The following is a 19,923-nucleotide window of genomic DNA, read 5'->3' as shown; positions in this document are numbered from 1 at the left end:
ATGACCGCGCGCACTGTGCGCACCGCCGGGCCCGACGGCCCCCAAAACTGCTGTCCGCGCGCAGCGACCAGCCTTCCACTCAGTGTGTCAAACCCGGGCGAACCTGGGGGCGGAACCCCGTGAACCCCGGGGGACCGCGCCCGGCACGTCGGTTGATGACACTGCGCAAGCAGGGACGATACCCCGATCGGGTGTGTTGTCACCCGAATCTGGGCGCTCCCGTTGACCCGTTGTCCTGCCGTATGCTGCGGTTCGAGTTCGCCCGGCTACGGAGAGGCGTGACCAGGAATGAGCGAGGCGCGCACGCAGCCGCCGTACGACGTCCGCGGCTTCGCGGTCGCGCCCGAACTGGCCACGGACGCGTACGCGAAGCTCGGCGCCCTGCAGGACGTCGTCGGCGAGATGGTCCGCGAAGCCAAGGTGCTCGGCCGGACCGTGCCGCTCGGCGGCGGGTACGCGGGGGAGATCGGCAAGTTCATGGCCGAATACGGCATCGGCGGGCAGGGCTCGGCCGTGCAGCAGCTGACCGCGTTCGGCAAGGAGCTCGAGACGCTGAAGCACCGGATCGGCACGGCGCTGGCCAAGTACCAGCACGCCGACGAGACGGCGGCCGACGGCGTGGACTGCACGGGTGGCTGACCGGGTGCGCAGGAAGTACGTGTGGCCGCTCGCCGTCCTCTTCGCCGTCGCCGGGTGCGGGCAGCAACCGGCCGCCCGGCCGGCCGCCGGGCTCGTGACCGCCACGTCGGAGAAGCCGCCCGCCGCCTGGACCGGCCTGGCCGCGATCGACCCCTGCACGCTGCTCGGCCCGCAGGACCGGTCGACGGCCGGGGTGAGCGCGCTCGGCAAGCCGAAGGACATCGCCGGCTACCGCGCCTGCGACTGGACCGTGCCGGGCACCTTCGGCGTGACCGTGACCCTCAGCGACACCGACGGCCTGGCCGACCTCGAAGTCACGAAGAAGACCGCCACGAAGACCAAGGTCGGCACCCACCCGGCACTGCAGGTCGCGGACAAGAAGGCCGGCGACGGCACCTGCGCCGTGCTGCTCGGGGTGGGCGACTCGGCCAGCGTCCAGATCGACGTCAGCAACACCGGCTTCTCGGACACCCCGCTCGCGTGCCGCCGCGCGGGCACGGTGGCCGGGCTGGTCGAGCCCAAGCTGCCCTGACCCGGAGAGGTGCGCCGTGTCCGAACCCCCCGTGCCCACCGCGCGGTACGAGTCCTACAGCCACGAGGCGATGGCCGCGGAGGTCGAACGGGACAACGACCCGGTGGCCGCGGGCGAGGCGGGCGCGCGCTGGGACGGGCTGGCGAAGCGGCTGCACGAGTCGACCGCCGACCTCGCCGCGCTGGTCGCCTCCTCGCGGGAGCACTGGCAGGGCGCCGGCGGTGACGCGGCGCGCGAAGCGGTGAGCCGGGCCGCGCAGTGGCTTTCGCACTCCGCGGCCGTGTCGGCGTCGGTCGGCAGCGCGGTCGGCGCGCAGGCGGACGTGGCCGCGCGGGCCCGGGCGGACATGCCGCCGCCGGTGGCGTACGACCCGGCGTCGATGATCCGCGACGCCGCGTCGTCCGGGAACGTGCTCGTGCTGGCCGGGCTCGCCGAGGAGATGGCGGCCCGCCGCGCCGAGGCGGAAGCCGCGCGGCAGAAGGCGATCGACGTCATGCGCACCCGCGACACGGCGCTGCGCGGCCACGTGCCGGCGTCGGCTTTCGAGGCACCGCCGACGCTGGGGCCGGCTTGATCCGCGTCTCCGCGTCGGCGTTCGACATCCTCTGGACCGACCTGGGCCACGACCAGCCCCCGGAGCCGCTGACCGTGCGCAGCGTCGGCGGGACGGAAGAGGAGCGCGCCGAGGTGCGGAAGGCGGTCTACGAGAACCTCGCCGAGCGCGGCCTCTACGACGGTTCGGCGCTGGAGCCCGCGCTGGCCTCGCGCCTGGAGCTCTTGGCGGCCGGCGAGGTGTACGTCGCGTGCGAAGCGCTGGCGGACATGACGGCGTCGGCCCCGTTCCGCGCGGTGACGGCGACCCTCGGGCGCCGCGGGATCCTGGCGACCCAGCCGGAGCAGACGATCGCCCTGGACTCGATCCGCCCGGCCGAGCTCTGCACGGCGATCGTGGACGTCCTCCCGGAGCTGGCCGCCGGCCCCGGCTACGGCGTCAGCCTGGCGGCGTCGGCACTGTCGGGTTCGGCTCTGTCGGGTCCCGCGGAGTCCTCGTCGGCGGCCTCGTCGGCGCAGCTGCGCGAGGTCCTGGCGATCCAGTCCCGGCCGGTGTACGCGGCGGGCCAGTTCAGCGTCAGCCGTCGTTCGGCGTCGGGCCGGGTCTCGCGACTGGGTGGCCTGACGTGGTTCGACACCGACGTCGGCGCCTACTGCGCGACGAAGACCCCGGGCCGGGGTGGCGAGGAGTGGGTGAACGTCAGCCCGGTGGACAGCGCCCGGCTCGCGTCCCGCATCGCCGCCCTCCTGACCCCGCCGGACTGACCCGCCCGGGGCATCACCCGTGATTGGAGGGGCATCACGCGTGATTGGAGGGGCATCACGCGTGATTGGAGGGGCGACACGGTGATGCCCGCTGGATCACGGGTGATGCCCCGCCAGACACGGGTGATGCCTGCTGGATCACGCGTGATGCCCCGCTGATCACGTGCGGGTCCCCACTGGACCCCACCTGGGGTCCCCACACTGGTCCACCTCGCGTCCCCACTGGGCCCCACTCGGGGGTTTCGGGTTCTTTCGCGGCCGTTATGCGGACGTGCGGGGTACAGCTGAGGTTGCTCCGGCCCCCGGCATGGGGGATCTTGGCCACCGTCCCCCCACGACGCCCCCACCTGCCCCCACCTTGCTGACCTGCGCAAACGGAACACACGACGGAGTGGTCCGGGGTTTTGCCGCGTTGACTGTGGTGAAAAGTGGGGTACGGTGGTGGCCAGTGGGGCGGAAGGGAAGCCCCGGAGCCGCAGACGGAGGTTCGCCACCGGGTGCGGTAGGGAGGTGGAGGCCGTGTTCCTCGGCACCCACACCCCGAAGCTGGACGACAAAGGGCGGCTCGCGCTGCCCGCGAAGTTCCGTGACGCCTTGGCGGGTGGGCTGATGGTCACCAAGGGGCAGGACCACTGCCTCTTCGTCTTCCCCCGCGCCGAGTTCGAGCAGATGGCGCGCAAGGTCGCCGAGGCCCCGTTCACCAACGAGGCGGTTCGGGCCTACCAGCGCTACCTGTTCGCGGGCACGGACGAACAACGGCCGGACGGCCAGGGGCGCATCAGCATCGCGTCCGAGCTCCGCCGCTACGCGGGGCTCAGCAAGGACTGTGTGGTGATCGGGGCGATCACCAGGCTGGAGATCTGGGACGCCCAAGCGTGGCAGGGCTACCTGGAGGAACACGAAGACAGCTACGCGAAGGCTCGAGAGGAAGTACTGCCGGGCGTCTTCTAGACGCGTGGTCGCGGTGCACCTTCGTCGTCGGGGGACGAAGAGGTTCGCCGCCCGCGCGCCGGGGGAAGCCCACCCGGATGCCGTGAGGCCTCTGTCCGCTCAACAGCCCTGGTGCACCTTCCCCGGTACCAGGTCCGCAGCGGGCGGACAGGGACCTGACGGCATCCGCCATATTTCCCCCGGTCCGCAGGTGAGAAAGGGGGAGGGGACATGACGGCACCCGAGCACGTCCCGGTGCTGCTCGACCGGATCGTCGAGCTGTTCACTCCCGTGTTCGCCGACCGCGACGGCGTGCTCGTCGACGCGACGGTCGGCCTCGGCGGGCATTCCGACGCCCTCCTCGAAGCCTTCCCGCGGATGCGCCTCGTCGCGCTGGACCGCGACCCCGCCGCGCTCGAACGCTCCGGGGAACGCCTCGCGCGCCACGGCGACCGCGTCGACCTCGTGCACACCGTCTACGACGGACTCCCGGACGCTCTCGAAGGGCTGAACATCGCCAAGGCCGACGGGATCCTGTTCGACCTCGGTGTCTCGTCGATGCAGCTGGACCGCGCCGAGCGCGGGTTCGCCTACGCCAAGGACTCGCCGCTCGACATGCGGATGGACCCGACCACCGGGTTCACCGCCGCCGACGTGCTCAACACCTACGCCCCGGGCGAGCTGGTGCGGATCCTGCGCGACTACGGCGAAGAGCGGTTCGCGCAGCGGATCGTCAAGTCCGTCGTGAAGGCCCGCGAACAGGAGCCGTTCACGACCAGCGGACGTCTGGTCGAGCTGCTCTACGACGCCGTCCCGGCGGCGACGCGGCGCACCGGCGGGCACCCGGCCAAGCGCACGTTCCAGGCGCTGCGGATCGAGGTCAACGGCGAGCTGGAGGTGCTGCGCCGGGCGATGCCGGCCGCGCTGGGCGCCCTGAAGACGGGCGGCCGGATCGTCGTCGAGTCGTACCAGTCCCTGGAGGACCGCCTGGTCAAGCAGGCGCTGGCCGAGCTCGCGAAGTCCCGCACCCCGGAAGGGCTTCCGGTGGAGCTGCCGGGCCACGGACCGGAGCTGAAGCTCCTGACCCGCGGGGCCGAGAAGGCCGGCGAAGAGGAGATCGAACGGAACCCGCGCGCCGCTTCGGTGCGGTTGCGGGCCGCAGAGAGGATCGGAGAGCCGCGATGACCGCTCCCACGAAGTCCCGCCGCCGCAACGCGCCGGCGACGCGGGGCCGCAGCGAGGCCGCCCGCACCGCGACGCCCGTCGAGACGGACCCGCAGACCCTCCAGCCGGCCAAGCCCGCGCCCCGCCGCGCGTCGCGGGGCCGGACCTCGGCGGCCGAGCGCGCCTACGCGCGCCGCGCCCAGCGGGCAGACCTGCTCAAGGAGCGCGAGCCGCGGCCCGAGCCGAAGCAGGCCGAGCCGGGCGGGCGCAAGGTCCGGCTGAAGCTGCTGCTGCCGAAGTCGCGCGCGTCGTTCGTGCTGATGATGATGGCGCTGCTGGCCGCCGGCGTGGCGACCACCCTGTGGCTGACCACGCAGGCGATCGCGGACTCCTACCGGCTCGAGCAGCTGCGCACGACCAACGCCGGCCTGGCCGAGCAGAAGGAGCAGCTGCAGCGCGACGTCGCCAAGGCCGAGTCGCCGGCTTCGCTGGCGCCCGCGGCCCAGCAGCTGGGCATGGTGCCGGGCGGTGACCCGGCGCGCATCGTCGTGGGCCCGGACGGCAAGACCTCTCTTGTCGGCGAGCCCAAGAAGGCCAAGGCGGACGCGCCCGACGCGCCGGTCGCGCCGCCCGCCGCGCCCGCCGCCGGCACGCAGTCGCAGCAGGGTGCGCCGATCGAAGGCGACCAGCCCGCGGTGCCCGCCGACGCGCAGCCCGGGGGCGGCCAGTGATGGCTTCGAGCCGGGGACAGGCCCGCTCGCGCGCCGCGGGGAGCGCGCGGCGGACCTACGCCGCCGGGACGCGCAGCGCCACCGCGCGCCGGGGCAACGGCGGGCACCGCGGCCGGTTCTCCGCCGTGCGCCTGATCCTGGTCGCCGTGCTGCTCGTGGCGGGCGCGAAACTGGTGCAGGTGCAGTGGTTCGAGGCCGGGGCGCTCTCGGCCGCGGCCGAGCGGCAGCGCACCCAGACGATCGACATCCCCGCCCAGCGCGGGTCCATTGTGGACCGCAACGGCGCCAAGCTCGCGTTCAGCGTCGAGGTGCGCACGCTTTCGGTGAACCTCAAGGCCCTGCACAAGAGCATGGACGACTTCGCCGCGAAGAACCCCGGCACCAAGAAGACGTTCGACACCGAGACGGCCGCCGCCGCGAAGTACATCGCGGGCAAGCTGCCGAACGTGATCGGCGAGCAGCAGCTGCTCGACCTGTTCCACAAGCAGGCGTCGTTCACGTACCTGGTGAACAACGTCGAGCCGTCGATCGCGGCCGACATCGTGAAGAACTTCGCCTGGATCAGCGTCGAGAAGCGCGCGCTGCGCGAGTACCCGGGCGGCAGCCTGGCGTCGAACATCGTCGGCGCCGCGAACTGGCGCTCCGACGACGCGGACGTGTCCAAGCACAACCTGCACGGCCTGATCGGGCTCGAGCTGCTGCGCGACAACGACCTGGCGGGCACGCCGGGCCGGATGCTGGTCAACACCAAGAACGGCAGCGACAACGTCGTCATCCCGGGCACCGAGCGCGACCTGCAGGCCGCGGTGCCCGGGTCGGACCTCGAGCTGACCGTGGACTCCGACCTGCAGTACGAGGTGCAGCGGCAGCTGTCGGACTACGTCGAGCAGTCGCACGCCAAGGGCGGCCAGGCGGTGGTCATGGACGCCAAGACCGGCGAGGTCTACGCGCTGGCCAACGACAAGACGTTCGACCCGAACGACCAGTCGACCTGGACCAACGAGGACCTCGCCAACCCGGCGGTCACCACGCCGTTCGAGCCGGGTTCGGTCAACAAGGTGGTCACCGCGACCGGGGCGATCGACTACGGCGTCGCGACGCCGGAGTCGACGGTGCAGGTGCCCGGCGCGCTGCAGGTGGCCGACAAGACCGTGCACGACGCCTGGACGCACGGCACGCAGACGTTCACCACCACCGGGATCTTCGCGAAGTCGTCCAACATCGGCACGCTGCTGCTCGCCCAGAAGATCGGCGAGGAGCGGTACTCCGACCTGCTCAAGAAGTTCGGCCTCGGCCAGCGCACCGGCGTCGGCCTGCCCGGCGAGAGCGCGGGTTCGGTGCCGGCGCGCAGCCAGTGGTCGGCGACCACCTTCGGCAACCTGCCGATCGGGCAGGGCCTGTCCATGACCGTCCTGCAGATGGCGGGGATGTACCAGGCGATCGCGAACGACGGCCTGCGCGTCGAACCGCGGATCGTCAAGGCGAAGGTGAACCCGGACGGGACGACGGTGCCCGAGCCGGCGCCGAAGCAGGTCCAGGTGGTCAGCCCGCAGACGGCGAAGACGGTGCGCGACATGATGCGCGCGGTCGCGCAGAACGGCAAGGGCCTGCAGAAGGGCACCGCGCCGACCGCGGCGGTCGAGGGGTACCAGATCTCCGGCAAGACGGGCACCGGCCAGCAGGTCGACCCGCGGACCAAGGCCTACAGCGACCACCTCTACAACATCACCTTCGCCGGGATCCTGCCCGCGGACCACCCCCGGTTCGTCGTCGGGATCCGGCTGGACGCGCCGGACACGACGCTGCCGGTGGGGCACTCCGCCGCGCCGCTGTTCCACACCATCGCGTCGTACCTGACGCAGCGGTTCCAGATCCCGTTGTCGGACGGGCCGTCGCCCGAGGTCCCGCTGATCGTGCAGTGAGCACAATGCGTTAAAGCCCCCTTACCGCGGTAGGGGGGCTTTGACGCGTACAGCGTCCACATCGGTCCGAACGGCGGAGGAAAACGTTGTGCCGCAAGGACGTGCGCACCGCCATTTAGCACATCTGCCTCAGCCGCGCGCAATCGCCGTACCGCGTGCGGGGCACCCGGACGGCCGCCGGTAGCCTCTTGGCCGTGTCCGTGTCCTCGTCCAGTTCCCAGGTGCCGGAAAGCCCGGTGAAAGCGGTCCCCGCGCCGCCGCGCCCGGCGCGCATCGACCCGGTCCCGCTGGCGACGCTGCTCGCCAGGGCGGACGCGCGGCTGATCGCCGGCTCGCCCGACGCCGCCGACGTCACCGTCACCGGCACCACCCTGCGTGCCCAGCACGTGCTGCCCGGCGACCTGTTCGCGGCGCTCCCGGGCGCCCGCGCCCACGGCGCCGACTTCAGCGACCAGGCGATCGCCGCGGGCGCCGTCGCGGTCCTCACCGACGCCGCCGGGGCCGAGCGGCCCGTGCTGCGCGACGCCGGCGTACCGATCCTCGTGCACGAAGACCCGCGCGCGGCCCTCGGCGAGATCGCCGCCTGGATCTACGGCGAGCCGTCGCTGCAGCTGGCCGTCCTCGGCGTCACCGGGACCTCCGGCAAGACCACGACGTCGTACCTGGTCGACGCCGGCCTGCAGGCCGCGGGCCTGACCACCGGCCTGATCGGCACGGTCGAGACCCGCATCGCCGGCGAACGCCTGGTCAGCGGCTTCACCACCCCGGAGGCTCCGGACCTGCAGGCGCTGCTCGCGGTGATGCTCGAGCGGGGCGTCACGCACGTGCCGATGGAGGTCTCCAGCCACGCGCTCGCGCTCGGCCGGGTCAACGGCACCCGGTTCGCGGTCGGCGCGTTCACCAACCTGTCCCAGGACCACCTGGACTTCCACAAGGACATGCAGGAGTACTTCGCCGCGAAGTCCCTGCTGTTCGACGGCCGCTCGACGCACGAGGTCGTCGTGGTCGACAGCGCGTGGGGCCAGGCGCTGCTCACGCCGCAGACGATCACCGTGACCACGGACCCCGGGACCGCCGCCGCGTGGAAGGCCACCGACCTGGAGGCCACCCCGAACGGCGAGCAGACCTTCACGCTGCACGGCCCGGACGGCGTCAGCGCCCCCGCGAGGATCCCCCTGCCGGGCGAGTTCAACGTCGCCAACGCCGTGCTCGCGGCCGCGATCCTGAGCACCGCGGGTGTCGGCCTGGAGCACATCGTCACCGGGCTCGCCGAGGTGCAGGTGCCGGGCCGGATGGAGCGGGTCTACGTCGGCCAGGAGTTCACCGCCGTCGTCGACTACGCGCACAAGCCGGCCGCGGTCGCCCAGGGCCTGGACGCGCTGCGGGCGCGGGCCGAGGGCCGGATCATCACCGTGCTCGGCTGCGGCGGCGACCGCGACACCGCGAAGCGCCCGATGATGGGCGAGGCGGCGGCCCGGCGCAGCGAAGTCCTGATCGTCACCGACGACAACCCGCGCTCCGAGGACCCGGCGGCCATCCGGGCCGCGATGCTCGCCGGCGCCCGCGCCGTCGGGCCCGCCGAGGGCGGCGAGGTCATCGAAATCGGCGACCGCCGCGAAGCCATCGAGCACGCGGTCTCGCTCGCCGAGCCGGGCGACATCGTCTTCCTCGCCGGCAAGGGGCACGAGTCCGGCCAGGAGGCCGGCGGCGTCGTGCACCCGTTCTCCGACCGCGACGAGCTGGCCGCGGCCATCCGCAACAAACTCGAGGTGAGTGTGTGATCGTGCTCAGCCTGGCCGAGATCGCCGACGTCGTCGGCGGCCGGCTGCACCGCGCCGACCCGGCCGCGCAGGTGACCGGCAGCGTGGAGTTCGACACCCGGAAGCTCACGCCCGGCGGCCTGTTCGTCGCGCTGCCGGGGGAGAAGGTCGACGGGCACGACTTCGCGGCCCAGGCCGTCGAGGCCGGTGCGGTGGCCGTGCTGGCCGCGCGCGAGGTCGACGGGCCCGCGATCGTCGTGCCTCCAGTGGGGGAAGGGGAAGCCCACGAGCGGTCGGTCGCGCTGACCGGCGACAAGGACGGCTCCGGCGCCGCCGTGCTGGGCGCGCTGGCCAAGCTCGCCCGGTTCGTCGTCCAGCGCCTGGCCGAGGGCAACCTGACCGTCGTCGGCGTCACCGGCTCGTCCGGCAAGACGTCCACGAAGGACGTCATCGCGCAGCTGCTCGAGCCGCTGGGCCCGACGGTCGCGCCGCCCGGGTCGTTCAACAACGAGCTCGGCCACCCCTGGACCGCCCTGCGGGCCGACGCCGAGACCCGGCACCTGGTGCTGGAGCTGTCCGCGCGCGGGCCGGGCCACATCGCCCACCTCGCCGAGATCGCCCCGCTGCGGATCGGCGTGGTGCTCAACGTCGGCAGCGCGCACGTCGGCGAGTTCGGCTCCCGCGAAGGCATCGCGAAGACCAAGGGCGAGCTGGTCGAGGCCCTGCCCGAGGACGGCGTCGCGGTGCTGAACCTCGACGACCCGCTGGTCGCGGCCATGGCGAGCCGCACGAAGGCCCGGGTCGTGTACGTCGGCGAGAGCCCGTCCGCGCAGGTCCGCGCGGAGAACATCACCGTCGACGACGAGGCCCGCGCGTCCTTCCGACTGATCACCCCGGCCGGCGAGGCCGACGTCAAGCTGCCGCTCTACGGCGAGCACCACGTCGGCAACGCGCTGTCCGCCGCGGCCGTCGCCCTGGAGCTCGGGGCGACGACCGAGGAGATCGCCGCCCGGCTGTCCGGCCTCGAACGGCGGTCGGCCCGGCGCATGGAGGTCGTCACCCGCGCGGACGGCGTGACCTTCCTCAACGACTCCTACAACGCCAACCCCGAGTCGATGCGGGCCGGCCTGAAGGCGCTCGCGGCGATGACCCGGGAGTCCGGCCGCCGGTCCTGGGCCGTGCTCGGCGTGATGGGCGAGCTGGGTGCCGACTCCGTCACCGCGCACGACGAGATCGGCCGCCTGGTCGTCCGGCTCAACATCAACAAGCTCGTGGTGATCGGCCCCGAGGCGGCGGCCATGCACCAGGGCGCGTTCCAGGAGGGCTCCTGGGGCGAAGAGTCGACTCTGGTACCCGACGTCGGGGCCGCGATCGCCCTGCTGCATGATCAGCTCCGCCCCGGGGACGTCGTGCTGGTGAAGGCCTCCAAGGCGGCCGGGCTCTGGCGGGTCGCCGAAGCCCTGCTCGAACCCCGGGAAACCGACAACTCCGAGAATCGCTCGAACGGTGGTGACGCGTGATCAGCATCCTGATCGCGGCCGCGGCGGGCCTGCTGATCTCCATCCTGCTCACGCCCTACCTCATCCGGGTCTTCTCCCGGCAGGGCTTCGGCCAGGAGATCCGTGAAGAAGGCCCGCAGGGACACAAGTCCAAGCGCGGTACCCCGACCATGGGTGGCGTCGCGATCATCATCGCGATGGTCGTCGGGTACTTCGCCGCGCACTTGATCAACTGGATGTTCAACTCCCGCAGCGGCGCGCCGACGGCCTCCGGGCTGCTCGTGCTGATGCTCGCGGTGGGCCTCGGGGTCGTCGGGTTCCTCGACGACTTCATCAAGATCCGCAAGCAGCGCAACCTGGGGCTGAACAAGACCGCGAAGCTGGTCGGCCAGCTGGTCGTCACGGTCGCGTTCGCGGTGCTGGCGCTGAACTTCGCGGACTCGCGCGGCATCACGCCGGCGTCGGAGAGCCTCTCCTACGTCCGCGACCTCGCGCTGATCACGTTCCCCGCGGTGTTCTTCGTGATCTTCTGCTACATCGTGATCTCCGGCTGGTCGAACGCGGTGAACTTCACCGACGGCCTCGACGGCCTCGCGGGCGGCTCGGCGGCGATGGTGCTCGCGACCTACGTCGTCATCGCGTTCTGGCAGGAGCGGCTGAACTGCGCCAACGGCCCGGCGCCCGCCTGCTACGACGTCCGCGACCCGCTGGACCTGGCCGTGGTCGCCGCCGCGGCCACCGGCGCCTGCGTCGGGTTCCTCTGGTGGAACGCGGCCCCGGCGAAGATCTTCATGGGCGACACCGGCTCGCTGGCCCTCGGCGGCCTGGTCGCCGGGCTTTCGATGACCACCCGCACCGAGCTGCTCGCCATCGTCATCGGCGGCCTGTTCATGGTCGAGATGATCTCGGTGGTCGCGCAGATCGCGGTCTTCCGGACCACGCGGCGAAGGCTGTTCCGGATGGCGCCCTTCCACCACCACTTCGAGCTCGCCGGGTGGGCGGAAACCACGGTCATCATCCGGTTCTGGTTGCTGTCGGCGATCTGCTGCATGTTCGGGCTCGGCCTGTTCTACAGCGAGCAGCTCGGTTTCGGCGGCTGACGTGGATATCGCCGGTCGTCACGTCCTGGTCGCCGGTGCGGGGGTCACCGGCAAGTCGATCGTGCCCGTGCTCACCGAGCTGGGTGCTCGGGTCACCGTCACGGACGGCAACGCCGAGCGCCTGGCCGAGCTGGAGGGCCTGGGCGCCGAGCTGGTGCCCGGGCTGAGCGAACCCCCGGAAGACGTCGTCCTCGTCGTCACCAGCCCCGGCTGGCGGCCGACGGCGCCGCTGCTGGTCGCCGCGGCCGAGGCGGGCGTCGAGGTGATCGGCGACGTCGAGCTGGCCTGGCGCGTCGGGCAGCTGCGCGAGCACCCGCCGTCGTGGCTGGTGGTCACCGGCACCAACGGCAAGACGACCACCGCCGGCATGCTGGAGTCGATCCTCAAGGCGGCCGGCGCCAACGCCGTGGCCTGCGGGAACATCGGCTACGCGGCCCTCGACGCGGTCCGCGCGGGTTACGACGTCCTGGCCGTCGAGCTGTCGAGCTTCCAGCTGCACTGGTCCTCGACCCTCGCGCCGGACGCGGCCGTCGTGCTCAACCTGGCCGAGGACCACATCGACTGGCACGGCTCGATGGAGGAGTACGCCGCCGCGAAGGGCCGCGTCTACACGCGGGCCAAGGTCGCCGTGCACAACGCCGACGACGAGTGGTCCACCCGGATCGCCTTCGAACACGCGGGAGCGGACGCCCGTCGCGTCGGGTTCCGGCTCGACACGCCGCGGGCCGGGGAGCTGGGCATCGTCGAAGACCTGCTGGTCGACCGCGCTTTCGTCGCCGACCCGGCGACCAGTGCCGAAGAGCTGGCCACGCTCTCCGACGTCCGCCCGGCGGGCCCGCACAACGTCTCGAACGCCCTCGCCGCGGCCTCGCTGGCCCGCGCCCACGGCGTCACACCGGACGCCGTCCTGAAGGGCCTGCGCGAGTACCAGCCGGCCCCGCACCGGGCCGTCGAGGTGGCCGAGGTCGCCGGCGTCCGGTACGTCAACGACTCCAAGGCGACCAACCCGCACGCGGCCGCCGGGTCGCTGCGCGCGCACGAGTCGATCGTGTGGATCGCCGGGGGCCAGCTCAAGGGCGCTTCGGTCGACGAACTCGTGAGCAGCATCGCCGGCCGTCTCCGCGGAGTTGTGCTACTCGGGGTCGATTCACCCGTGATCGCCGCCGCGGTCGCGCGACACGCGCCGGATGTCCCGGTGAACAGCCTCCGTCCGGGTGACCATGAACCCATGACTGCGGCGGTGAGTGCGGCCAGCGCGATGGCCCGGCCAGGTGACGTGGTGCTGCTGGCACCCGCCGCTGCGTCGTTGGACATGTTCCGCAGCTACGGCGAGCGCGGCGACGCGTTCGCCGCTGCGGTGCGCGTCCTCCGCGACGACGCGGCGGGGGAGCCGAGTGACGGTCACTGAGCCCAAGCCCAAGACACCGCCGAAGCGGCCGCGCCGCGAGCGCAAGGAAAGCGGGTTCGTCGCCTTCCGGACCGCGCTGACCGCGTGGCTCTCGCGCCCGCTCGCGTCGTTCCACCTCGTGCTCGCCCTCACCGGCGTGCTCACCGTCATCGGCATCGTCATGGTGCTCTCGGCGTCTTCGGTGGCGTCCTACAACCCGAAGACCGGCAGCGGCGTGTACTCGCTGTTCATCAAGCACCTGGTGTTCGTCGCGATCGGCTCGGTCGTGTTCTGGCTGGGCCTGCGCGTGAAGCTCGAGCGCATCCGGTCGATCTCGGCCACCGCGACCGTCGTCTGCCTGGGCCTGCTGGTGCTCGTGCTGACGCCGCTCGGCTCGACGGTCAACGGCTCGCAGGGCTGGTTCAAGCTCGGCGACTTCACCTTCCAGCCGGTCGAGGCGGCGAAGGTCGCGCTCGCGTTCTGGGGCGCGCACATCCTGGTGATCAAGTACAACGTGATCCACCAGTGGCGGCACCTGCTGGTGCCCGTGGTACCGATCGCGCTGCTGATGTTCGCCCTGGTCATGCTGCAGCCGGACCTGGGCGGCACGGTCACCCTCGCGGTCGTCCTGCTGGCGCTGCTGTGGTTCGCCGGGGCGCCGAAACGGCTGTTCGGCGTGATCCTCGCGGGCGGCCTCGCCGGCGTGCTCGTGCTCGCCCTGATCGCGCCCTACCGCCTCCAGCGCGTCATGTCGTTCCTCTCGCCCGACGCCGACACCACCGCCGAAGGCTTCCAGGCCAACCAGGCCAAGCTCGCGCTCGCCGACGGCGGCTTCTTCGGCAAGGGGCTCGGCCAGGGCGCGTCCAACTGGGGCTACCTGCCCAACGTGCAGAACGACTTCATCTTCGCCCTGATCGGCGAGGAGCTCGGGCTGATCGGCTGCGTCGTGGTGCTCGCGCTGTTCGCCGGCGTCGCGATCGTGGGCCTGCGGATCGCCACCCGCAACATCGACCCGTGGATCCGGATCGTCTCCGGCACGCTGACCGTCTTCCTCGTGGCGCAGGCCGGCATCAACATCGGCTACGTCGTCGGCCTGCTGCCGGTCACCGGCGTCACGCTGCCGCTGATCTCCTACGGCGGGACGTCGCTGGTGATCACCATGCTCATCATGGGGGTGCTCGCGAACGCCGCCCGGCACGAACCGGAGGCGGTGGCCGCACTGCGCACACAGGGGCCGGGTAAATTCGGACGCCTGCTGCGGCTGCCCGCGCCCGACCCGTACCGCCCGCCCGCCACCCGCAAGGCGGCGGCGCGAAGTGGGGCGAAGGCGGCCAGGCCGGCGCCCCGTGCGGCGCGGCCCGCCCCGGCGCAGGAACGACGCAGGTCGGTCCGCGAACCGGTGCGCCGCAGCGCGGCACGGACGAGCACGGCCACGTCTCGCGGCGGGGCCGCGCGGTCAACAGCGAGCCGTGGTACCCGGAGTACCGCGAACCGGAGAGGTCATTGGTGAGTAACCCCGTCAAGGGTCCCGAGCGAGCCGCCGCGGGCAAGGCGCCCGTGGTCGTGGTCGCCGGAGGTGGCACCGCAGGACACATCGAACCCGCCCTCGCCCTGGCCGACGCCGTCAAGCGGCTGCGCCCGGACGCGACGGTCGTGGCCCTGGGCACCGAGCGCGGCCTGGAGAACAAGCTCGTCCCGGCCCGCGGGTACGACCTCGAGCTGATCCCGCCCGTCCCGCTGCCCCGCAAGCCGACGCCGGAGCTGCTGCGGCTGCCCCTGAAGGTCCGCGACTCCGTGCGGCGCACCCGCGAGGTGCTGGACCGGGTCGGCGCGGACGTCGTCGTCGGCTTCGGCGGGTACGTCGCCCTGCCCGCCTACCTGGCGGCGCGCGGGCGCGTCCCGATCGTCGTGCACGAGGCCAACCAGTCGCCGGGCCTGGCGAACAAGGTCGGCGCGCGGTTCGCCAAGCGAGTCGCGGTCGCCGTCCCTGGCACGCCGCTGCCGAAGGCCGAGGTCGTCGGGATCCCGCTGCGGCGGTCGATCACGTCGCTGGACCGCGCCGCGCTGCGCGCCGAAGCCCGCGAGCACTTCGGGCTGGCCCCGGACGCGCCGACGCTGCTGGTCTTCGGGGGTTCGCAGGGCGCGCAGTCGATCAACGCCGCCGTGTCCGGCGCGGCCAAGGAGCTGGCCGACGCCGGCGTCGGCGTGCTGCACGCGCACGGCCCGAAGAACACCCTGGTCGTCCAGGAGTTCCCGGGCAGGCCGGCGTACGTGCCGGTGCCGTACCTGGAGCGCATGGACCTGGCCTACGCGGCGGCGGACGTCGCGATCTGCCGGTCGGGCGCGATGACCGTTGCCGAGGTGACCTCGGTCGGGCTGCCCGCGGTGTTCGTCCCGCTGCCGATCGGCAACGGCGAGCAGGCCACCAACGCGCGCCCGGCGGTCGACGCGGGTGCCGCGCTGATGGTCGAGGACGCCGAGCTGAGCCCGGCCAAGGTCGCCGAACTGGTCGTCCCGCTGGTCACCGACGCCGACCGCGTCGCCAAGATGGGCGCCGCCGCGGTCGGCATGGGCCACCGTGAAGCCGACGAGACCCTCGCCCGGATCGTTTTGGAGGCCGCCGGTGCCTGAACTGCCTGAAGAACTGCGCCGGGCGCACCTGATCGGGATCGGCGGCGCCGGGATGTCCGGCATCGCGCGGATCCTGCTGGCCCGTGGGGCTTTCGTGTCGGGCTCGGACGCCAAGGAGTCGCGCGCGCTGCTGTCGCTGCGGGCCCAGGGCGCCGAGCTGTTCGTCGGTCAGAGCGCCGAGAACATCTCCGCGCTCGCCGAGCCGCCGTCCGCGGTGGTCGTCTCCACGGCGATCAAGGAGACCAACCCCGAGCTGGCCGCGGCGCGGGCCGCCGGGATCCCGGTGCTGCACCGGGCGCAGGCGCTGGCCGGGCTGATGGAAGGCCACCGCGTCGCCTGCATCGCGGGCACGCACGGCAAGACGTCGACCACGTCGATGCTCACCGTGGCGCTGCAGCAGTGCCGGCTCGACCCGTCGTTCGCCATCGGCGGCGACCTCAACGAGTCCGGTGCCAACGCCCACCACGGCGAGGGCGGCATCTTCGTCGCCGAGGCCGACGAGAGCGACGGCTCGTTCCTGACCTACTCGCCGTCGGTCGCGGTGGTGACGAACGTCGAGCCGGACCACCTGGACCACCACGGCACGGCCGAGGCCTACACGAAGGTGTTCACCGACTTCGTGAGCCGGATCGTGCCGGGCGGGCTGCTGATCGTCTGTGCCGACGACCCCGGGGCGGACGAACTGGGCAAGCAGGCCGCCGACCTCGGCGTCCGCGTGCGCCGCTACGGCCGCACGGCGACCGACGCGCGGATCCTGGAGTACGTCCCCGCGCCCGACGGCGGCGTCGTGCGGCTCGAGATGGACGGCGCCGAGCTGTCGGTGCGGGTCGCGGTGCCGGGTGAGCACATGGCGCTGAACGCCGTGGCCGCGCTGCTCGCCGGGATCGAGCTGGGCGCGCCCGCGGCCGAACTGGCCGACGGGCTCGCCGCGTTCGGCGGGGTGCGGCGGCGGTTCGAGTTCAAGGGCCGGGCCGGCGACGTGCGCGTCTACGACGACTACGCCCACCACCCGACGGAGGTGTCCGCGCAGCTGCGCGCGGTGCGGACGGCGGCCGGGTCCGGGCGGGTGATCGTGGTGTTCCAGCCGCACCTGTACTCGCGGACGAAGATGTTCTCTTCGGAGTTCGCGGCGGCGCTGTCGCAGGCCGATGAGGTCGTCGTGCTCGACGTCTACGGCGCGCGCGAAGAGCCCGAGCCGGGGGTGACCGGGGCGCTGATCGCCGATGCGGTGACCGTGCCGGTGCACTACGAGCCCGCGTTCGACGTCGCCGCCGGCCTGGCGGCGGGGCTGGCCAAGCCCGGCGACCTGGTCATCACCATGGGCGCCGGTGACGTGACGCAGCTGGGCCCGGAGATCCTCGCCGAGCTGGACAAGCGCTGAGCCCATGAGTTCGACCAGGGAACGCCGCCGTCCGTCCGAAGAGGACGAACGGGATCGTGCTGCCCTGGCGCGGGAACGGCGGGGGCGGCGTTCGGAAGAGGAGCGCCGCCGCACCCGCGCCACGCGGTCCGCGCCGCGCACCCGGCCGAACCGGCGGGTGGAGATCCGCCGCCGCTGGGTGGCGCTGCTGTCGGTGCTGACCGTGATCGCGCTGGTGTACCTGCTGTTCTTCAGCTCGATGCTGGGGGCCCAGGACGTGGCGGTCACCGGCTCGCGCACGGTGCCCGCCGACCAGATCCGCGCGGTGGCGGCGGTGCCGGTGGACAAGCCGATGCTGCGGCTGAGCACGGACGAGATCCGCGACCGCGTGGCGCAGATGCCCGGCATCGCCACGGTCGAGGTGTCGCGCTCGTGGCCGAACACGGTCGAGATCGCGGTGACCGAGCGGACGGCGATCGCGTTCTTCGACAGCGGCCCGGGCGGCGACGGGGTTCACCTGGTCGACGGCGGCGGCGTGGTGTTCAAGACGGTGCACGCGCGCCCGGCGGGGTTGCCGGAGCTGAAGCTGCCGAAGGTGTCGGCGGACGACCCGGTGACCCGTGCGGTGACGGCGGTGCTGGGGGTGATCCCGGAGCAGCTGCTGAAGCAGGTCACGACGGCGACGGCCAAGACCCCGGCGAGCGTGGAGTTCACGCTGTCGAGCGGCAAGATCGTCCGCTGGGGGACCGCGGAGCAGACCGACCGCAAGGCCAAGGTCCTGGCCGCGCTGCTGACCCAGGACGGCAAGGTCTACGACGTCGCGGCGCCGGAGTTGCCGACCATCTCGTCCTGAGCTTTCCCGGAAAACGCGTGCACCCGAGTTCTCGTATGCCGTACGATCTCGTACGGCATACGAGAACGAGAGGGGTGCTCGATGACGATCCTGGTGACCGGAGCGACCGGCAGCGTGGGGCGGCTGGTGGTCGACGAACTGCTGGCCACGGGCGCAACCGTGCGGGCCCTGACGATCGACCCGGCGCGTGCGAAGCTGCCGCCCGAGGCCGAAGTCGTCGTCGGGTCGCTGGCCAGGCCGTCGACCCTGCCGTTGGCCGGGGTCGACGCCGTCTACCTGGCTCCGATGGCGCGGACCGTGGGCCGGTTCTGCGAGCTGGCCCGGGCGGCGGGTGTCGAGCGGGTCGTCGCGCTCTCCGGCAGCAGTGTGGGTGACGGCCACGAGGGCTCCAGCGGCAACGAGTACGCCGCCGTCGAGGCGGCCGTCCGGGCAGCCGGGTTCGCCTGGACGTTCCTGCGTCCGGGCGCCTTCATGAACAACACCCTCGACTGGGCCGGCATGGTGCGCGCGGGCGAGGTCGCGATGGCCTGCCCCGGCGCCACGCAGACGCCCATCGACCTCGGCGACATCGCCGCCGTGGCCGCCCGGGTGCTGACCGGGGACGGGCACGTCGGGAAGACGCACGTCCTCAGTGGACCGGAGGCGATCAGCCTGCGCGAGCAGGTGGAGACGCTGGCATCCGTGCTGGGCAAGGACATCCGGTTCCGCGAGCTGACCCGGGCGGACCAGCGGGCGCAGTGGATCGGCTCCGGCGTCCCGGAACAGGCCGTCGACTGGATCCTCGACGGCTTCGAGGAAACCCTGCGGCACCCGCAGGTGCCGACCGGGGTCGTCGAGGACCTGCTGGGCCGCAAGGGAACGACGTACGCCCAGTGGGTCGGGGCGAACCGGGACGTGTTCGGCTAGACGCGGGTGCGGGTCATCCCGGCCAGGCCGATCAGCGGGAGGACGCCGGCGAACACCACGACCGCCGTCCAGCCGCCGACGTGGAAGGCGACCGAGCCCGCCTGCGAGCCGATCGCGCCGCCGATGAAGAACGTGCCGAGGTAGACGCTGTTGACCCGGGCGCGGGCCGCCGGGTCGAGCTGGTAGATCACGTGCTGACCGGTCACCAGCGTCGCCTGGACGGCCATGTCGACCGCGATCGCGGCGATCGCGAGCAACACCACGCTGTGCGCGCCGAACCCGGCGAGCGCGAACGCCGCCGCGCACAGCACGAAGGCGGCCGCGGTGAGCCGGCGGCCGTGGCCGTGGTCCGACCACCGCCCGGCCAGCGGCGCCACCGCGGCGCCCGCCGCCCCGGCCAGCGCGAACAGGCCGACGCCGAGCTGGGAGTAGTTGAACGGCGGGGCCGTCAGCACGAACGCGATCGTCGTCCAGAAGGCGCTGAACGCCCCGAACATCGCCGACTGGTACAGCGCGCGGTGGCGCAGCGCGGGGTGCTTCGCCCACATGGCGAAGGTCGAGCGCAGGAGCTGTCCGTAGTGGACGTCCGTCTTGGGGGCCCGGCGCGGCAGGATGAACCGCAGCACGACGGCGAGCGCGGCCATCGCCGCGGCCGAGATCAGGAACACGACGCGCCAGCTGGTGACCTCGGCGAGGAAGCTGGCGACGACGCGGGACAGCAGGATGCCGAAGAGCAGCCCGCTCACCACGCGCCCGACGATCCGGCCGCGGATGGCGTCGGGGGAGATGTCGGCGGCGAACGGGATGAGGATCTGCACGACGACGGACGTCGCCCCGACGACCAGCGAGGCGATCAGCAGCACCGCGAACCCGGGGGCGACGCCGGTGGCGACCAGGCCGGCGCACGCGACCGCGAGCAGCGTCGCGACGAGGCCGCGGTTCTCGAGGCGGTCGCCGAGCGGGACGAGCAGCAGCATCCCCGCGGCGTAGCCGATCTGGGTGGCGGTGACGACCCCGCCGGCGGCGGCCTCGCCGACGCCGAACGTCTGGCGCAGCTCCGCGAGCAGCGGCTGCGCGTAGTAGAGGTTGGCGACCGTCAGTCCACAGGAGACGGCCAGCAGCAGCACGAGCCACCCCGGTGGGGCTTTCTGCTCGGTTTCGGTCATGCGTCCCCCGCTTGTGGAACCGGTTT

18 protein-coding genes are annotated in these 19,923 nt (G+C 72.6%); 17 read left to right on the top strand and 1 reads right to left on the bottom strand.

What is annotated here, in order from left to right; all coding sequences use genetic code 11:
• Positions 1-288: 288 nt before the first annotated feature.
• From ACYVLJ_RS26415 to ACYVLJ_RS26335, 17 genes are all read left to right on the top strand, one after another.
• Complete coding sequence (locus ACYVLJ_RS26415) at positions 289-639, top strand: hypothetical protein (protein WP_451983491.1); 351 nt, start codon at positions 289-291, stop codon at positions 637-639.
• Entirely contained in the window at positions 632-1,171 is a 540-nt protein-coding gene (locus tag ACYVLJ_RS26410) for a DUF3558 domain-containing protein (RefSeq protein WP_451983489.1), read from the top strand. Before ACYVLJ_RS26415 ends, ACYVLJ_RS26410 begins: the two co-directional genes overlap by 8 nt.
• Before the next feature lie 16 nt (positions 1,172-1,187).
• Positions 1,188-1,745, top strand: a complete 558-nt coding sequence (locus ACYVLJ_RS26405; RefSeq protein ID WP_451983487.1) for a PPE domain-containing protein — start codon at positions 1,188-1,190, stop codon at positions 1,743-1,745.
• Positions 1,742-2,488, top strand: coding sequence for an ESX secretion-associated protein EspG (locus tag ACYVLJ_RS26400; RefSeq protein WP_460440732.1), 747 nt, complete (start codon positions 1,742-1,744; stop codon positions 2,486-2,488). The genes ACYVLJ_RS26405 and ACYVLJ_RS26400 overlap by 4 nt, the downstream gene beginning before the upstream one ends.
• A gap of 519 nt (positions 2,489-3,007) precedes the next feature.
• Positions 3,008-3,439, top strand: a complete 432-nt coding sequence (mraZ, locus tag ACYVLJ_RS26395; protein WP_451983483.1) for a division/cell wall cluster transcriptional repressor MraZ — start codon at positions 3,008-3,010, stop codon at positions 3,437-3,439.
• 210 nt (positions 3,440-3,649) lie between these two features.
• Positions 3,650-4,603, top strand: a complete 954-nt coding sequence (rsmH, locus tag ACYVLJ_RS26390) for a 16S rRNA (cytosine(1402)-N(4))-methyltransferase RsmH (RefSeq protein ID WP_451983481.1) — start codon at positions 3,650-3,652, stop codon at positions 4,601-4,603.
• A complete protein-coding gene (locus tag ACYVLJ_RS26385; RefSeq protein ID WP_451983479.1) occupies positions 4,600-5,313 on the top strand; it encodes a hypothetical protein in 714 nt (237 codons plus the stop codon). The genes rsmH and ACYVLJ_RS26385 overlap by 4 nt, the downstream gene beginning before the upstream one ends.
• A complete protein-coding gene (locus tag ACYVLJ_RS26380) occupies positions 5,313-7,235 on the top strand; it encodes a peptidoglycan D,D-transpeptidase FtsI family protein (RefSeq protein WP_460440731.1) in 1,923 nt (640 codons plus the stop codon). Before ACYVLJ_RS26385 ends, ACYVLJ_RS26380 begins: the two co-directional genes overlap by 1 nt.
• A 236-nt stretch (positions 7,236-7,471) precedes the next feature.
• Positions 7,472-9,016 carry a Mur ligase family protein gene (locus ACYVLJ_RS26375; protein ID WP_460440858.1) on the top strand — a complete coding sequence of 515 codons (1,545 nt, stop codon included), beginning with the start codon at positions 7,472-7,474 and terminating at the stop codon, positions 9,014-9,016.
• Entirely contained in the window at positions 9,013-10,515 is a 1,503-nt protein-coding gene (locus ACYVLJ_RS26370) for a UDP-N-acetylmuramoyl-tripeptide--D-alanyl-D-alanine ligase (RefSeq protein ID WP_460440730.1), read from the top strand. The genes ACYVLJ_RS26375 and ACYVLJ_RS26370 overlap by 4 nt, the downstream gene beginning before the upstream one ends.
• Positions 10,512-11,594 (top strand): phospho-N-acetylmuramoyl-pentapeptide-transferase, encoded by a 1,083-nt coding sequence (mraY, locus tag ACYVLJ_RS26365; protein ID WP_451983473.1) that lies wholly within the window; start codon positions 10,512-10,514, stop codon positions 11,592-11,594. The genes ACYVLJ_RS26370 and mraY overlap by 4 nt, the downstream gene beginning before the upstream one ends.
• A gap of 1 nt (position 11,595) precedes the next feature.
• Entirely contained in the window at positions 11,596-13,002 is a 1,407-nt protein-coding gene (gene murD / locus ACYVLJ_RS26360; RefSeq protein ID WP_451983471.1) for a UDP-N-acetylmuramoyl-L-alanine--D-glutamate ligase, read from the top strand.
• A complete protein-coding gene (ftsW, locus tag ACYVLJ_RS26355; protein ID WP_460440729.1) occupies positions 12,989-14,491 on the top strand; it encodes an FtsW/RodA/SpoVE family cell cycle protein in 1,503 nt (500 codons plus the stop codon). Before murD ends, ftsW begins: the two co-directional genes overlap by 14 nt.
• Entirely contained in the window at positions 14,488-15,612 is a 1,125-nt protein-coding gene (gene murG / locus ACYVLJ_RS26350; protein WP_460440728.1) for a UDP-N-acetylglucosamine--N-acetylmuramyl-(pentapeptide) pyrophosphoryl-undecaprenol N-acetylglucosamine transferase, read from the top strand. Before ftsW ends, murG begins: the two co-directional genes overlap by 4 nt.
• Positions 15,605-16,993 (top strand): UDP-N-acetylmuramate--L-alanine ligase, encoded by a 1,389-nt coding sequence (gene murC / locus ACYVLJ_RS26345; protein WP_460440727.1) that lies wholly within the window; start codon positions 15,605-15,607, stop codon positions 16,991-16,993. Before murG ends, murC begins: the two co-directional genes overlap by 8 nt.
• 4 nt (positions 16,994-16,997) lie before the next feature.
• A complete protein-coding gene (locus ACYVLJ_RS26340; protein WP_451983463.1) occupies positions 16,998-17,825 on the top strand; it encodes a cell division protein FtsQ/DivIB in 828 nt (275 codons plus the stop codon).
• Positions 17,826-17,906: 81 nt separating this feature from the next.
• The gene (locus ACYVLJ_RS26335; RefSeq protein WP_460440726.1) at positions 17,907-18,731 is read left to right on the top strand and encodes a Rossmann-fold NAD(P)-binding domain-containing protein; all 825 of its coding nucleotides are present in this window, start codon (positions 17,907-17,909) and stop codon (positions 18,729-18,731) included.
• Here ACYVLJ_RS26335 and ACYVLJ_RS26330 read toward each other — a convergent pair.
• A complete protein-coding gene (locus tag ACYVLJ_RS26330) occupies positions 18,728-19,897 on the bottom strand; it encodes an MFS transporter (protein WP_460440725.1) in 1,170 nt (389 codons plus the stop codon). The two genes, ACYVLJ_RS26335 and ACYVLJ_RS26330, sit on opposite strands and share 4 nt — an antisense overlap.
• Between the last annotated feature and the right edge of the window lie 26 nt (positions 19,898-19,923).

It is taken from the genome of Amycolatopsis stemonae (assembly GCF_054781455.1).
The sequence above is the reverse complement of the archived record's forward strand: the minus strand, read 5'-3'. Positions and strand labels throughout refer to the sequence as shown.

Excerpts from the sequence above, each read along its gene's own strand:
- ACYVLJ_RS26335 (WP_460440726.1), top strand. The coding sequence starts at position 17,907 with ATGACGATCCTGGTGACCGGAGCGACCGGCAGCGTGGGGCGGCTGGTG.
- ACYVLJ_RS26385 (WP_451983479.1), top strand. The coding sequence starts at position 4,600 with ATGACCGCTCCCACGAAGTCCCGCCGCCGCAACGCGCCGGCGACGCGG.
- rsmH (WP_451983481.1), top strand. The coding sequence starts at position 3,650 with ATGACGGCACCCGAGCACGTCCCGGTGCTGCTCGACCGGATCGTCGAG.
- ACYVLJ_RS26380 (WP_460440731.1), top strand. The coding sequence starts at position 5,313 with ATGGCTTCGAGCCGGGGACAGGCCCGCTCGCGCGCCGCGGGGAGCGCG.
- ACYVLJ_RS26415 (WP_451983491.1), top strand. The coding sequence starts at position 289 with ATGAGCGAGGCGCGCACGCAGCCGCCGTACGACGTCCGCGGCTTCGCG.
- ACYVLJ_RS26340 (WP_451983463.1), top strand. The coding sequence starts at position 16,998 with ATGAGTTCGACCAGGGAACGCCGCCGTCCGTCCGAAGAGGACGAACGG.
- ACYVLJ_RS26330 (WP_460440725.1), bottom strand. The coding sequence starts at position 19,897 with ATGACCGAAACCGAGCAGAAAGCCCCACCGGGGTGGCTCGTGCTGCTG.